This window comes from uncultured Azohydromonas sp. (assembly GCF_937926365.1).
Classification (GTDB): Bacteria; Pseudomonadota; Gammaproteobacteria; order Burkholderiales; family Burkholderiaceae_C; genus Azohydromonas.
In genome coordinates, this window is record NZ_CALAOH010000176.1 from 37636 (window position 1) to 51969 (window position 14334).

Annotated in this window: 11 protein-coding genes; 4 read left to right on the forward strand and 7 right to left on the reverse strand. The window is 71.9% G+C overall.

All coding sequences use genetic code 11. The features are described from left to right. The first annotated feature begins 42 nt into the window (after positions 1 to 42). Positions 43 to 2004: an arsenic resistance N-acetyltransferase ArsN2 gene (gene arsN2, locus Q0741_RS18870; RefSeq protein ID WP_367184141.1), complete on the forward strand. Its 1962-nt coding sequence runs from the start codon at positions 43 to 45 to the stop codon at positions 2002 to 2004. Between the two features lie 37 nt (positions 2005 to 2041). Further along, positions 2042 to 3235 carry an MFS transporter gene (locus Q0741_RS18875; protein ID WP_298234734.1) on the forward strand — a complete coding sequence of 398 codons (1194 nt, stop codon included), beginning with the start codon at positions 2042 to 2044 and terminating at the stop codon, positions 3233 to 3235. Between the two features lie 231 nt (positions 3236 to 3466). Here Q0741_RS18875 and Q0741_RS18880 read toward each other — a convergent pair whose 3' ends face one another. From Q0741_RS18880 to Q0741_RS18890, 3 genes are all read right to left on the reverse strand, one after another. Then, complete coding sequence (locus Q0741_RS18880; protein ID WP_298234735.1) at positions 3467 to 4663, reverse strand: acetylornithine transaminase; 1197 nt, start codon at positions 4661 to 4663, stop codon at positions 3467 to 3469. Between the two features lie 252 nt (positions 4664 to 4915). After that, entirely contained in the window at positions 4916 to 5947 is a 1032-nt protein-coding gene (locus tag Q0741_RS18885) for an SGNH/GDSL hydrolase family protein (RefSeq protein WP_298234736.1), read from the reverse strand. Positions 5948 to 6278: 331 nt separating this feature from the next. Continuing rightward, a complete protein-coding gene (locus Q0741_RS18890; RefSeq protein WP_298234737.1) occupies positions 6279 to 6461 on the reverse strand; it encodes an H-NS family nucleoid-associated regulatory protein in 183 nt (60 codons plus the stop codon). A 647-nt stretch (positions 6462 to 7108) separates the two neighbouring features. On the opposite strand from Q0741_RS18890, the gene Q0741_RS18895 reads away from it, so the two are divergent. Next, positions 7109 to 7480 carry a hypothetical protein gene (locus Q0741_RS18895; RefSeq protein ID WP_298234738.1) on the forward strand — a complete coding sequence of 124 codons (372 nt, stop codon included), beginning with the start codon at positions 7109 to 7111 and terminating at the stop codon, positions 7478 to 7480. Positions 7481 to 7490: 10 nt separating this feature from the next. On the opposite strand, the gene Q0741_RS18900 is transcribed toward Q0741_RS18895, so the two are convergent. The 3 genes from Q0741_RS18900 to Q0741_RS18910 are packed head-to-tail and all read right to left on the reverse strand — an operon-like array spanning position 7491 to position 11231. Then, positions 7491 to 8336: a DUF364 domain-containing protein gene (locus Q0741_RS18900; RefSeq protein ID WP_298234739.1), complete on the reverse strand. Its 846-nt coding sequence runs from the start codon at positions 8334 to 8336 to the stop codon at positions 7491 to 7493. Further along, positions 8333 to 9832, reverse strand: a complete 1500-nt coding sequence (locus Q0741_RS18905; protein ID WP_298234740.1) for a VWA domain-containing protein — start codon at positions 9830 to 9832, stop codon at positions 8333 to 8335. Before Q0741_RS18905 ends, Q0741_RS18900 begins: the two co-directional genes overlap by 4 nt. A gap of 7 nt (positions 9833 to 9839) precedes the next feature. Beyond that, a complete protein-coding gene (locus Q0741_RS18910) occupies positions 9840 to 11231 on the reverse strand; it encodes an AAA family ATPase (RefSeq protein ID WP_298234741.1) in 1392 nt (463 codons plus the stop codon). Between the two features lie 197 nt (positions 11232 to 11428). Here Q0741_RS18910 and Q0741_RS18915 point away from each other — a divergent pair, with 197 nt between their 5' ends. Beyond that, a complete protein-coding gene (locus tag Q0741_RS18915; protein ID WP_298234742.1) occupies positions 11429 to 11827 on the forward strand; it encodes a hypothetical protein in 399 nt (132 codons plus the stop codon). Positions 11828 to 11968: 141 nt separating this feature from the next. Here the strand turns inward: Q0741_RS18915 and Q0741_RS18920 are convergent. Continuing rightward, positions 11969 to 14334 (reverse strand): DUF4082 domain-containing protein (locus Q0741_RS18920; protein WP_298234743.1); only part of this gene is annotated, 2366 nt, incomplete at its 5' end.

A 14334-nucleotide genomic window follows, 5' to 3' on the forward strand; every position in this document is an offset into this window, starting at 1 on the left:
CGCCGCGCGCCCTGAAACTCGTGCCCACCCAGGAGAGCCCCCATGTCGATGAGCCCCAGCATCACCCTGCGCCAAGCCGGCGCGTCCGACTGGAGCGCCGTGCAGGCGCTGCTGGAAGCCAACCACCTGCCCACCGCCGGCGCACGCGAGCACCTGCCCACCTTCGTGCTGACCGAGGGCGGCAGCGAGGTGCTGGGCTGCGCCGGTGCTGAGATCTATGGCGACGTGGCGTTGCTGCGCTCGGTGGCGGTCGCACCGGGACTGCAGCGCCGGGGCCTGGGCCAAGCGCTGGTGGGCGCGCTGATCCAGGAAGCGCGGCAGCGCCAGATCCGCGCGCTGTATCTGCTCACCGTCACCGCGCCCGAGTACTTCAGCCGCCACGGCTTCCAGCGCATTGCCGCGGCGCAGGTGCCGCAGGCGCTGAAGGCATCGGCCGAATTCCAGGGCGCCTGCCCGGCCAGCGCGGTGCCGATGGCTCTGGCGCTGCGTGAGGCCACACCGGCGCAGCCACCGCGAAACCTGCCCGTGGCCGTGATCGGCGCCGGCCCGGTTGGCCTGGCGGCGGCGGCACGGCTGATCGAGCGCGGCATCGAACCCCTGGTGCTCGAAGCGGGTGCGCAGGTGGGCGCGCACCTGCTGGACTACGGCCACGTGCGCCTGTTCTCGCCCTGGCGCTACGACATCGACCCGGCCATGGCTGCGCAGCTCGCGTCCACCGGCTGGAACGCGCCGCCCGACGATGAGGTGCCGCTGGCGCGCGAGGTGGTGGAGCGCGTGCTGCAGCCCTACGCCGCGCTGCCGGCGGTGGCTCGGACCGTGCATCTGAACACCCGCGTCACGGCCATCAGCCGCGAGGGCTTTGACAAGGTCAAGAGCGCCGGGCGCGAGGCCGCGCCCTTCCTGATCCGCGCCCAGCGCGATAGGCGGTCGGTCGAATTCCGCGCCCGCGCCGTGATCGACGCCAGTGGCACCTGGTCGCAGCCCAATCCGCTGGGCGCCAGCGGCCTGCCGGCGCTGGGCGAGCGCGAGCTCGCCGACGCCGTCTTCTATGGCCTCCCCGACGTGCTCGGCCGCAACCGCGCGCGCTATGCCGGGCGGCGCACGCTGGTGGTGGGCGCCGGGCACTCGGCCGCCAACGCGCTGCTGGCGCTGGCCGAGTTGGCCGAAGCCGAGCCCGCCACGCACTTCGTTTGGGCCGTGCGCTCGCCCAATCTGGCGCGCGTGTTCGGCGGCGGTTCGGCCGACGCGCTGCCAGCGCGCGGCGCACTGGGCTCGGCGCTGAGGGGATTGCGCGACAGCGGGCGCATGGAGTTCGTCAGCGGGCTGCGCATCGCCGCGCTGCGACGCGAGCCCGACGGCCTGGTGGTCGAGGGCACCGGAGCGGACGGCCAGCGGCTGGTGCTGGAGGGCATCGACCAGATCGTCTGCGCCACCGGCCAGCGTCCGGACCTGGCCCTGGTAAGCGAGCTGCGCCTGAAGCTGGACCCGTGGCTGGAATCGACCGAGGCGCTGGGCCCGCTGATCGACCCCAACCTGCACAGCTGCGGCACGGTACGCCCGCACGGACACCGGGAGCTGGCGCATCCGGAGCCGGGCTTCTACACGCTGGGCGTGAAGAGCTACGGCCGCGCCCCGACTTTCCTGATGGCCACTGGCTTCGAGCAGGCGCGCTCGGTAGTGGCAGCCATCGCCGGCGACCTGGAAGCCGCGGACCGGGTGGAGCTGGACCTGCCGGAAACGGGCATATGCAGCGCCGGCCCGGACTTCGCGGACACCGGCACCGGCGGCGACTGCTGCGGCGGACCGGCCCAGCCGAAGAGCACGGAAAGCGTGGAGAGCACCGTGTGCTGCGGCCTCGATGTACAGAAGAAGAAAGCCGAGGGCGAGGCCGGCTGCGGTTGCGGCGAGCCCGCGCCGACCGCCACGGCGCCCGTCCAGCCGGCGTCCTGCTGCGGCACGCCGGTGATGGCCGAGATCAAGGTGGCCGCCCACTGCCGTGGCTGAGCCGGGCGCGCCGGCGCCGCCTCACCGCGGCCGGGCCGTGGCCCTCCTGGGCACGGCCCAGATCCTGGCCTGGGCCTCGTCGCAGTACCTGCCCGCGGTGCTGGCCGCGCCCATGGCCCGCTCGCTGGGACTGGGCGAGCCCACGGTCTTCGCGGCCTTCTCCATGGCGCTGGGCGTCTCGGCGCTGACCGGACCCTGGGCCGGGCGCGCCATCGACCGCCTGGGGGGACGCCCGGTGCTCATGGCGTCGAACGTGGTGTTCGCGCTGGGCCTGGCGGTGCTGGGGCTGGCGGCCAACGCCTGGATACTGTTCGCGGGCTGGATGCTGCTGGGCGTGGGCATGGGTTGCGGCCTGTACGAGGCGGCCTTTTCCGCCCTGGTACGGCTGTACGGGCCGCGGGCGCGTAACGCCATCACCGGCGTGACGCTGTTCGGCGGCTTCGCCAGCACCGTGGGCTGGCCGCTGTCGGCCTGGATGGCGGCGCACTGGGGCTGGCGCGAGGCCTGTTTCGCCTGGGCCGCGCTGCACCTGCTGTTGGGGCTGCCGCTCAACGCCTGGCTGCCGCGTGCGGCCACCGCGGCCCCACCGCCGTGGTCCTCCGGGGACACCGCGGCGGCGCCTTCCGCGTCGCAGCCGCCCGTTGCGGTCGCACAGCCACGGCTGGCGCTCGTGCTGCTGGCCCTCAGCTTCGCCTGCACCTCGTTCGTCACCACCGCCATGGCGACGCACCTGCCCGGGGTGCTGCAGGCCGCGGGCGTCAGCTTGGCCACGGCGGTGGCGCTGGGCGCACTGGTCGGGCCGGCGCAGGTGGCGGGGCGGCTGCTGGAGCTGGGCGTGCTGCGCCGGCTGCACGCGCTGCTGACGGCACGCCTGGCCGCGCTGGCGCACCCGCTGGGGGCCGCAGCGCTGCTGCTGGCGGGCGGCACGGCGGCGGCACCGTTCGCGCTGCTGCACGGCGTGGGCAACGGCATGCTGACCATCGCCAAGGGCACGCTGCCGCTGCTGCTGTTCGGCGCGCACGGCTATGGCGCGCGCCAGGGCTGGCTGATGCTGCCGGCGCGCGTGGTGCAGGCGCTGTCGCCCTTCCTGTTCGGGCTGGCGCTGCAGCGGCTGGGCAGCGCGGCGCTGGGGCTGTCGCTCGCCCTGAGCCTGGCGGCCTTCGGCGCGCTCATGCTGCTGCGCGCGCCCGCGGCGGCAGAAGGAGCGGTGGGCCGGGCGGGGAGCGGTTGAGCGTTGGCCTAAAGCTGCTCGGCCTCGCCAATGACTCGTCACTCCCGCGCAGGCGCACTGCTGTCCGGGAAAAGTTTCGACGTCAGGACGCCTCGCGTGCCGTGGGGCTGGCCGTGGAAAAAAACGTCGTCATCCCGGCGAAAACCGGGATGACGACGGGGTGGGCTGGCGGCCTGCGTTGCAGCCGGCGATGCGAACCGGTTTCCAACTCTCCCCGCCCGCCAGTGCGCTTCAGCCCTCCGCCTTCACCTCCTGCAGCACCTGCCGCAGCAGCGCCAGCCCCATCTGGACCTCCTCGGCCGTCGTGTTGAGCGCGGGCATGAAGCGCAGGCAGTGCGGGCGCGGGCCGTTGATCAGCAATCCCCGCTCGCGCGCCAGCGCCACCACCCGCGCCGAGGGCAGCTCGCCCAGCTCCAGCGCCAGCAGCAGCCCGCTGCCGCGCACGGCGCCCAGGCCCAGCTCCGCCGACAGCGCCCGCAATCCCTGCGCCAGCCGCTCGCCGGCGGCCTGGCTGGCCTCCAGGAAGCCCGGCGCCAGCAGCGTGTCCAGCACCGCCTTGCCGGCGGCGCAGGCCAGGGGGTTGCCGCAGTAGGTGCCGCCCTGGTCGCCCGGCGCGAAGCACGAGACCGCGCGCTTGGCCAGCAGCGCCGATAGCGGCACGCCGCCGCCCAGCCCCTTGCCCAGGGTCATGATGTCGGGTTCGATGCCGTGGCGCTGGTAGGCGAACAGCGGCCCGGTGCGTCCGCACCCGGTCTGTACCTCGTCCACGATCAGCAGCAGCCCGGCCTCGTCGCACAGCGCGCGCAGTGCCCGCAGGAAGGCCGTGCTGGCCGGGAACACGCCGGCCTCGCCCAGCACCGGCTCCAGCATCACGGCCACGGTGCGCTCGCTGACCAGGGCGCGCACGGAGTCGATGTCGTTGTAGCGGGCCTTGGGAAAGCCCTCGACCTGCGGCGCGAAGAGCCGGTCCCAGCCGGGCTTGCCGCTGGCCGACATGGTGGCCAGCGTGCGGCCGTGGAAGGCGTCGGCGAAGGTGACGATCTCGAAAGCGCCCTGCTTGTGCAGCTGGCCCCACTTGCGCGCCAGCTTGATCGCGCCTTCGTTGGCCTCGGCGCCGGAACTGGCGAAGAACACGTGGTCGAAGCAACTGTGCGCGGTGAGCAACTCGGCCAGCTCGATGGCGCGCGGGTTGAAGAAGGCGGGGCTGGGGTTGATCAGCATCGCCGCCTGCTCGGCCAGGGCACGCACCACCGGCGCGGGCGAGTGTCCCAAGCCGTTGACCGCCCAACCCTGCACCCAGTCCAGGTAACGGCGGCCCTCGCTGTCGAACAGGAAGGCTCCTTCGCCGCGGACGAAAACCGTCTCGGGACGGGGCGCCACCGGCATCAGGCTGGCGGTGGACAGGGGGGTTTGAGCTTGCACGGGCATCTCCTTCAGGTCGGACGGGACAAAGAAAAAGGCCACGGGGGTGAGCCGTGGCCTGGTCGGGAAAACTGCCTGGGGGACTGCTAGCGGTCCGCTGCTTCGAACCTCACCCCACGCTTCGCACGAACGCGGCACGGCTTGCGGGACCGGCGTCGGTCCGCGGCACTGCGTCGCGAAAGGCGGGAAGCGGAAATCATCGGACCATCGTAACAGGAGATTGCAGAACGCCCGCCGCGAGCGCTCCGCAGCACACCCTCAGGGCCTGAACAGCGACAGGTCGATCGCGCCCGCCATGGCCTCGTAGCCGGCGGCGTTGGGGTGCAGCGTGTCGCCGCTGTCGTAGAGCGGGCGCATGCGCCGCGGCCAGGCGGGGTCGCGCAGCGCGGCGTCGAAGTCGATCACGGCATCGAAGGCGCCGCTGGTGCGGACCCAGCGGTTCACCGCCTGGCGCTGCGCCTCCTGCGCGTCGGAGGCACGCAAGAAGGGCGTGAGCGTGCCGCCGTAGGCCTTCAGCCCGGCGGCGTGCGCCCGGGTGACGAGTTGCTGCAACCCGGAGATGACGCGCGCGGCGGAGGCGCCGGCGCGCAGGTCGTTGATGCCCAGCAGCACGATGACGAAGCGCGCCCCCGAGGCGGCCACCACGTCGCGGTCGAAGCGGGCCAACGCGCTGAGGCCCAGGGCCGAGGTCCAAAGCGTGTTGCCGTCCAGGCCCTGGTCGAGCACGCCCATCACCGGCCCCTGGTTCAGCAGCCGCCGCGCCAGCACATCGGGCCAGCGGCGGTTGGTGTCGGTGGTGGTACCGGCCCCGGCCGTGATGGAGTCGCCCAGCGCCACGACGGCCCCGACCCCGGCGGAAGCCCGCACGTCCACACCCGCCAGGAAATACCAGGGCGAGGTGCAAACCCGGTTCACGAACTGTTCGGCGCACACCGTGGTGGACGCCACCGGCATGCTGGCCGCGCTGGTGAAATTGCCCTTGGGCGAGACGTAATTGGTTTGCCGCGACCGGAAATGCAGCGTGGGCAGCCCGGTGGCCGCAGGCAGGTAAATGCTCACGGCCAGGTCACTGCGCGGCGGCACTTCGAGATTCACCGGATCGCTCAGCACCGCCGCCCCGGGTGCGATGGTGACGCCGAATTTGCCGCCAAAGGCCAGCGCACGGTCCGAGCCCGGCACGGTCGCCGCGCCATGGCTGCGCAGCGCGACATGGGCTGCACCAATTCGCAGTGGGGCTTGTCCATGGGCATTGGTAAAGCGCACGCGCACCCGGCTGCCGCCAATACTCACGTGAACGATTTCACGTAGGGTTTGCCTGTAAAATCCGGTCGCCAGTGATGCCCCGTTGTGCCAGGGCTGCTGCGGCGTCGCGCTCCAGGTACCAACCCAATGCAGGCCGGCGGCCTCGGGTTCCATATCCGGGACCGCGGCGGCGTGCCAAACCGTGAACGCCAGCAACATGGCGGCCCACCGGCGGACCGGAATACGGGTAAGCGCGGCGATTTTCATGGCGCGGCTCCTGGGTAGTCCGCCCCTTTATGCCGGGCGAGATTCCCGGCCGCCGTTTGCAAATGAAAGAGCCCGCGGACGGCGGGCTTGGTCCCGAGGCTGGGGCGCGGCCTCAGTCGCGCCCGGTGCGCACCGGGCGGCGCAGCTCCGGCAGGATGTCCTCGATGGTGAGCTGCTGCGCCCGCATGATGTTGCGGATCTTCACCAGGGCTTCAAGCCTGGCAGCCTCGCGCATGTCGCTGGCCTGGCGTTCCAGTTCCTGCAATTCAGTGCGCAACTCGCCGATGCGCACCATGATTTCGTCGTATGTGGGAGCCCGCTGCGGCTTGACCCAACCGGTTTGCTCTACTGCTGCCATATCTCTCGCTCAAAGATCAAATGACGATCCACCCTGAACCCGGCCAAGGGTTCGGTAAGTCTTGCAGGGTTATGGAGGTTCCTTGTTGGTGTTTCTGGTTATCACTGCATTCCTACCCTTGGGCAGCCTACCCGGGGTAAAGGCATTCGCAAACCCCTGTACCGGGCCTCATCGTGACCGCTAGCAGGCATATGAAAAGGACGGCGTGCCCGGCCGATACGGACACAATGCGTTCAAGCATACCGACAAGGTGGCGAAGACTGTTTCCGCAACATGAATTCTCGTTATTGATTGCCGCTGCCCACGGTACCGGACTGCAATTGACGGCCAGGGCCCCGTGAAGCGAGGCCAATCTCACGATACAGAACGTGATGCCGATTCAGCACGCAAGGCTTGAATCCACGTCCGTACAACTTCCGCTTTCAACAGCATCCCGGCCGGCTACCCGGGGTACGGGCCGCGCGCAAGGACATTCAACAAATGCCCCATTGTTTCACGAATTTCCGGGAATCTACCAGCGGGCAAGTAAATCGGCCGCCGGCGCCGCGCGGTGTCTCATGGCAGCGCGGCCACAATCGCGGCCCATGACTCGCGTCCCCGCTCCCAAACCTCCTGCCTGGCGGCGCTGGATCGCCATCGTGCTGCGCTGTGCGCACATCGCCGGCCTGGTGCTGCTGGGTGCGGCGCTGCTGGGCGCACCGCTGTCGCCGCGCAGCGGCGCGGCCGTGACGCTGTTCACCGGGCTGGCGCTGTTCGTGGCCGAGTTGGCGGACACGCGCATCCGCCTGGGCGAGCTGGCCGGCGTGGTGGTGCTGGTGAAGCTGGCGGCGGTGGCCTGGATGGCGCTGGACCCGGCGATGGCGCCGCTGCTGTTCTGGCTGGTGCTGGCGGTCTCGGGCCTGATGTCGCACGCGCCGCGTCCGCTGCGCCACTGGCGTCCGCGCCGCCAGGCGTAGTGCCAGGGCGTTAGCTGCCGCGCCGCGCGCGTGCCAGCAGCGCCGGCCAGCCCGGATAGTCCCGCGGCGCCAGCGAGAACTTGCGGGCGAAGTCGCCGGTGGAGGCTCCCGCGCGCAGCGCCTGCACGTAGGCGGCGCTGTCGCTGACCCAGCTGCCGCCCAACAGCGTGAGGCCGCGCGCGAACAGCGGATCGGGCGGGCAGCCGACGCTGGGCCCCACCATCGCCAGCGCCCGCGCGTTGCGGCAATGCGCCAGTGTCGCGCCCAGCGTGTCGTTGAGCAGCAGCGTGCCGGTGCACAGCACCTTGGCGCAGCCGGCCAGCTCGGCCGGGTCCAGCGTGACGCGCACGCCCTCGCGCTCGCCGGCCAGGTCGGCACGCAGCTCGACCACCAGCACGCGCGCGCCGCGCGCGGTGATGCGCGGGATCAGCGGCGTGAAGTAGCCGACCATGCCCACCGTCTCGCCGGGCTGCGGATCCAGCGCACCCAGCGAGTCGCCGCTGGCCGGGGGCGCGAAGCCGGCACGGTCGAAGAGCCAGCGCGTGAGCGCGTTGAGCGCGGCGAAGCCCAGCGTGCGCCGGATCGGGTCCGCCTCGGCGTAGCAGCGCGCCAGGGCCAGGGCGTCGCCGCCGGCCAGCGCGTCGCGGTCCACCTGCCCGTGCAGCCGTGCCCAGGTGTCGCCCAGCAGCACGTAGGACAGGCCCAGCGTGCCGTCCTCCAGCTCCAGCGCCGCGAATTCGCCGCGCAGGGCGTCGGGGGCCGGCGGCGGCGGCAGGTGCAGCGCGCGCACGCGCGGCAGCGGGCCCAGGTCGGCCAGGGCCCGCACCAGGGCCAGGGCGTCGTCGGCGTAGCTCATTCGTTGTTTCCTGTGGAAGGGGCATGCCGTGCCGCTCGCTGCGACAGGGCGTTGGGGAAGTACAGCGCCGTGAGGCTCTTGCTGTGCACGGGCGAGAAGCCGCGGCCGTCGCCGCCCTCGGCCGCATCGGCGTAGCGGCGCCAGTCGCGCACCCAGTGGATGTCGTCGCAGACCTCCAGCAGGCCCATCGTTTCGCGGTCACCCACCAGCACGCCCTGCACGCGCAGCCCGAAGCGGCGCTGCGCCTCGTCCAGCCGCTGCAGCGTGCGCGGCACGCAGCCGAACTCGCCGTCGCTCACCAGCAGCACGTCGGCCTGGTGCCAGCGCGCCTCGTGCACGCGCTCGATGGCGCGCTCGATGGGCGTCTGGATGTCGGTGCCGCCGTCGAAGCTCTGGCCCATGAGTTCCAGCAGCGCGCGCAGCCCGGCGGCATCGGCGCCCAGGTCGCGCTCCAGCACCTCGTCCGGGCCGCCGAAGGCGATGAGCTTGCAAGCGCGGCGCTGCTCGTGGGCGGCGCGCAGCGCGGCGATGGCCACGGCCTTGGCGATGTTCTCCGGTGCGCCGCGCATGGAGCCCGAGGTGTCCAGGCACAGGATGATTGGCCCGCGCTCCAGCGGCTCGGGCTCGGCCTGGGCGCTGCGCCGGTGCGGCGGCGCGTGCGGGTCCACGCGCCAGTCGGTGAGCACGGCCTGCGTCTCCCAGCTCAGCAGCCGCGCCTCGGCATGGCGCGCGCGCCAGAGCTTCTTGAGCACCGGGTGGTGCAGCATCACCGCCTCGCTGGCGAGCATGCGCTCGGGCCGCGACGAGAAGCGCACGCCGACGATCTCGCCCGGCGCATCGGGCAGCCGCGTCTCGATGGCGCGCAGCGCCAGCGGCGGGGCGTCGCGGGCGCTCTCGCGCGACTGCGGCGCGGGCGCCGCGGCGCTGCGCTCGGCACGGCCCAGGCGCCGCACCAGCGCCACCAGGGCCGGCAACTGCTGCAGCCACTCGCTGGCCTTGCGCGCGGCCTGCCAGGAGCGCGAGTGCAGTTGCCCATGCAGCTCGTCCCAGCGCATGTGGCCCAGGTCGCCCAGGCTGCGCAGCAGCGCCAGGTGCTCTTCCAGCCCCGCGCTCTCCAGTTGCCACTCGGCCCGGAAATCCTCCGCCACGCGGGCGATGGCCTCCGCGCGCGACAGCCGCGGCTGGTGATCGACGATGCGGTCCAGGTGCCACAGCAGCGTGCGCAGCACCTGCTCGGCCAGCGCCGGCACGCCGCGCGCCAGGCCGGCCAGCCCCAGCTCGCCCACCACGCGGCGCAACGGCTCGACGGCCGCGGCGTCGCCGAAGTCGGCCTGGGACGGCGGCAGCGTGCCGGCACCGAGGCTGTCGAGCCAAGTGCGCGCATCGGCCAGACGCCGGCCGCGCTCGCCGGCGCTGGTGATCAGGGCCGGCAGCCACAAGCCGCGCGGCAGCGCCTCCAGCCGGTCGTAGGGACGGTCCAGGGGAGCAGCGTCCATGCGGGCTTCAGGCGGCGGCCTCTTCGAGCACAACCGGCGCCGGGGCGGCGGCCTCCAGCTGCGCGTCCACGGGCAGGCGGCTGAAGGCCTCGCGCGCGTGCTGCAGCCGCGCGATCAGCCCGGCCAGCACCTCGCGCGTGTGCGCGTGCGCGCCCAGCAGGCGCTGCGCCAGGTCGGGCGGCAGCCACAGGCGGCCTTGCAGCCGCCGCGCCAGTGCCTGCTCCTGCTGCGCCGCCAGCGAATGCTGCTCGCGCGCCTGCGCCAGCACCTCGTCCACCTGCGCCACGCGCGCCTCGACGTGCACGGGGCTGTAACGGCGGCGCAGTTTCTCCTCCAGCGTGCCGGAGACCATGCGCAGCAACTGCTCGCCCTGCTCGCTGCCGCTGATGGAGCGCGCCAGCGCCAGCTTGCCGGCGGCGTTGGCGGCGCCGGGATCGTCCGGCGCGGATTGCTCGATCTCCAGCTGCCGCTCGAAGGCCTCCACCGCATGCGTGAGCCAGGGGGCGTCCTGCGGCACCGCGCCGACGAGCTCCTGCTCGAACCAGGCGGCCAGGCGCGGCACGTCCTGCGGGCCGGTGCTGGCGACATAGGGCGCCGTCCACAGGTCCAGCGCATCGACTTCGGCGCGGCCCTCGGTAGCGGCGGCCACGCGCAGCAGGCCGATCCACTGGCGCCAGCGCCGGTCGGACAGGGACAGCTCCTGCGCGCGCAGCCAGGCGCGCAGGGCGTGGCAGGCGGCCTCGGCCTCCGATCCCAGCCGCACCTGCGCCGCAGCCCCGGCCACCGCCGCGCGCTCGGCCGCGTCCAGGGGCTGCGCTGCGGCGGCAGTCGCCGGCCGCAGCTGCAGCAGCGCGCTGAAGGCGGCGTCGGTGACCGGCTGTACCGGCACGCGCAGGAGGAAGCGGTCGAAGAAGGCCTGCAGCGCCTCGTCGCCGGGCACCTCGTTGCTGGCACCCACCACGCTCACCAGCGGCGTGCGCTCGCGGCCGCTGCCGTTGTCAAACTCGCGCTCGTTGAGCAGTGTCAGCAGCGCGTTGAGGATCGCCGAGTTGGCCTTGAACACCTCGTCGAGGAAGGCGATGCCGGCGGTGGGCAGGAAGCCGTCGGTCAGGCGCTCGTAGCGGTCGTCTTCCAGCGCCTTGAGCGACAGCGGGCCGAAAAGCTCTTCCGGCGTCGAGAAGCGCGTGAGCAGCCGCTCGAAATAGCGCGCACCGTCGAAGGCGCGGTGCAGGCGCCGCGCCAACTCGCTCTTGGCCGTGCCGGGCGGGCCGATCAGCAGCACGTGCTCGCCGGCCAGCGCCGCCAGCAGCGCCAGCCGCACGGCGGTCTGGCGCTCCAGCAGACCGGCTTCCAGGGATTCGAGCAGCGCACCCAGGCGCGCGGAGTCAAGGCAAGTCATGCGCGATTGTCGCCACCCGGTCGGGGGATCGAAAAGAAACCGGATCAAGAATTCACGGCCCACGGCGACGCCATCTCCGGCTTTACGCAGCTTTACCGGGGCTTTACATGGCGCCGGTACACCGCCCGCCACGGTGCGCCGTTGCTGACTTGGCCCTGCCTTGCGACAGGCAGGCCCACAGCCAAGGAGTTGCGTTCATGAGTTGCAAGACATTCGTGGTCACGGTGCTGGCGCTGGCAGGCGCGCTGGGCAGCGGCCTGGCCCGGGCCCATGGCGGCGGCGACGTGCAGTGGTCCGTAACCATCGGCGCCCCGGTGGGCGTGCCGGTGTACCGCCAGCCCGCACCGGTGTACGTGCCGGCGCCGGTCTACCTGCAGCCGGCGCCGCTGAGCCGTCCGCGCGGCTATCGCCACCCCTCGCGCTGGGACACGGATGGCGACAGCATTCCCAACCGTCGCGACCGTCTCTACAACCCCGCCTGGGACCGTGACGGCGACGGCATTCCCAACCGTTACGACCGCTACAACAACCTGCGCCGCGACCGGGACGGTGACGGCATCCCGAACCGGTACGACCGGCGCAACGACCGCCGTTGAGCGCGCAGCGGCGGGGAGATCGGCCTGGCCCGCGTTCCTCGGGCCGCACCTGCCTGCCCATCAACGCGATGGCCGTGCTCCTTGCGGAGACACGGCCATCGTTTTGGCGCTTGCGGTGCCCTTACGCACCGCGGTACGGCCTCAGGGTGAGGGCGTGAACACGACGTCCACCCAGTAGTTCGACGACTGGTAGCTGGAACTCGGGAACTGCACCGTCGTCCCGCCGTAGGTGAAGACGCCGTTGGCGCCGCTCTCGCCATTGGCCAGCAGGTGGATCGGGCCCGAGGTCACGGCGTTGACGGCGAAGTAGCCGTAATCAACGGCATAGCCGCCATTGGGCGCGCGGTACGAAGCCACGTAGACGGTGTTGGCCGTGACGGGGACGGGCAAGAGAAAGTTCACCTGCTGCCAGCCCGTGGCGGTCTCGTTGAGGAAAGGAGCGCTGGCCAGGAGCGTGCCGTCGCTGCTCCACAACGCGCCGACGTGCAGGCCGGTGTTGTCCGGGCCCTTGTAGAAGCGGATGCCAGTGATGTAGCCGTTCTGGGTGACGCGGAACTTCACGCCCAGGTTGACCGCAGCAGAGTCGGACTGGCTGGCTACCGCCGGCGTCTCGGAGGCGGTAAAGGCCGAACACGGGCACGCCATCGCGCCCACCGTCACGCTGCGGCTGGCGGGCGTGGACTGGATGTTGCCGCTGTCATCCACCGCGCGCGCCAGGATGGTGGCCGGGCCGGCCACGGTGGGCGTCCAGGTGTAGCTCCAGGTGCTGCTACCGCTGGCCGGATGCCAGGTGGCGCCGTTGTCGGTGGAGACCTCCACGACGCCCACCACGCCGCCGCCGGCGTCGCTGGCCGTGCCGGTGATGGTCACGCTGCTGTTGACCAGCACGCTGGCGCCTGCCGCCGGGGCGGTGAAGGTGGCCGTGGGCGCCATCGTGTCGGGACCCGCCGGTGCCGGCGTCGGCGAGAACACCACGTCCACCCAGTAGTTGGCGGCCTGGTACGTCTCCGACGGGAAGCTGGAACTGCTGCCGTAGGCAAAGACGCCGTTGCCGCCGTTCACGCCGTTTTGCAGCAGGTGCACCGGCGCGTTGTCCACGCCCTTGGTGGAGAAGAACTGGCTGTCCCCGGCATAGCGGCCGTTCGGTGCGTAGTACGAGGCCACGTACACCGTGTTGGCGCTCACCGGCACCGGCGTGGCGAAGTTCACCTGCTGCCAGCCGGTGGCGGTCTCGCTGGTGAAGGGCGCCGTGGCCAGCCGCGTGCCGTCCAGGCTCCAGAGGTTGCCAATGTGCGTGCCGGTGTTGCCCGTGCCCTTGTAGAAGCGCACGCCGGTGATGAAGCCATCAACGTCCACGCGGAACTTCACGCCCAGTTCCACCGCGCTGGTGTCACTGACCGACGCATTGGTGGGCGTCGCCGTGTCGGACCAGGCGTTGCAAGGGCAACCATCCACGGTGGGCGCGACCGCGGTGGTGAAGCTCCACGTGACGGAGCTGGCCAGCGCGTTGCCCGCGAGGTCCTTGACGCGCGGGTCGGTGCCGCCGCCGCGAACGGTGGCGGTGTAGGCGGTGGAGGCCGCCAGCGACGCGCCGGGGGTGAGCGTGGCGGTGCGGCTGGCCGCGTTGTACGTCACGGTGGCGGGCACCAGCGTGCCGCCCGCGCTGCGCAGCTCGAAGGTGCTGCTGCCCACGGTGGCCGGGTCCACCGCCTCGCTGAAGGTGGCGGTGATGCTGCTGGTCGTGGGCACGCCCGTGGCAGCGTTGGCCGGCGAGGTGCCGGTCACCGTCGGCGCCGTGGTGTCGGGACCCGCCGGCGCCGGCGAGAACACCACGTCCACCCAGTAGTTGGTGGCCTGGTACGCCTCCGACGGGAAGCTGGAACTGCTGCCGTAGGCAAAGACGCCGTTGCCGCCGTTCACGCCGTTTTGCAGCAGGTGCACCGGCGCGTTGTCCACGCCCTTGGTGGAGAAGAACTGGCTGTCCCCGGCATAGCGGCCGTTCGGTGCGTAGTACGAGGCCACGTACACCGTGTTGGCGCTCACCGGCACCGGCGTGGCGAAGTTCACCTGCTGCCAGCCGGTGGCGGTCTCGCTGGTGAAGGGCGCCGTGGCCAGCCGCGTGCCGTCCAGGCTCCAGAGGTTGCCAATGTGCGTGCCGGTGTTGCCCGTACCCTTGTAGAAGCGCACGCCGGTGATGAAGCCATCAACGTCCACGCGGAATTTCACGCCCAGCTCCACCGCGCTGGTGTCATTGATCGACGCATTGGTGGGCGTCGCCGTGTCGGACCAGGCATTGCACGGGCAGCTGTTTTCGGCGGAAGCCGCTGCGGTGGTGAAGGACCACGTCACGCTGCTCGTCATCGGGTTGCCCGAGGCGTCCTTGATGCGCGGGTCGGTGCCGCCGCCGCGCAGCGTGGCGGTGTAGGTGGTGGAAGCCGCCAATGCCGTGAAGGGCGTCAGCGTCGCGGTGCGCGTGGTGGGGTCGTAGCTGAGGCTGGCCGCGACCG

What these genes read in the sequence shown, in the direction of transcription:
- arsN2 (WP_367184141.1), top strand. Translation starts at nt 43, where the DNA reads ATGTCGATGAGCCCCAGCATCACCCTGCGCCAAGCCGGCGCGTCCGAC.
- Q0741_RS18880 (WP_298234735.1), bottom strand. Translation starts at nt 4,663, where the DNA reads ATGCCCGTGCAAGCTCAAACCCCCCTGTCCACCGCCAGCCTGATGCCG.
- Q0741_RS18890 (WP_298234737.1), bottom strand. Translation starts at nt 6,461, where the DNA reads ATGGTGCGCATCGGCGAGTTGCGCACTGAATTGCAGGAACTGGAACGC.
- Q0741_RS18895 (WP_298234738.1), top strand. Translation starts at nt 7,109, where the DNA reads ATGACTCGCGTCCCCGCTCCCAAACCTCCTGCCTGGCGGCGCTGGATC.
- Q0741_RS18900 (WP_298234739.1), bottom strand. Translation starts at nt 8,336, where the DNA reads ATGAGCTACGCCGACGACGCCCTGGCCCTGGTGCGGGCCCTGGCCGAC.
- Q0741_RS18905 (WP_298234740.1), bottom strand. Translation starts at nt 9,832, where the DNA reads ATGGACGCTGCTCCCCTGGACCGTCCCTACGACCGGCTGGAGGCGCTG.
- Q0741_RS18910 (WP_298234741.1), bottom strand. Translation starts at nt 11,231, where the DNA reads ATGACTTGCCTTGACTCCGCGCGCCTGGGTGCGCTGCTCGAATCCCTG.
- Q0741_RS18915 (WP_298234742.1), top strand. Translation starts at nt 11,429, where the DNA reads ATGAGTTGCAAGACATTCGTGGTCACGGTGCTGGCGCTGGCAGGCGCG.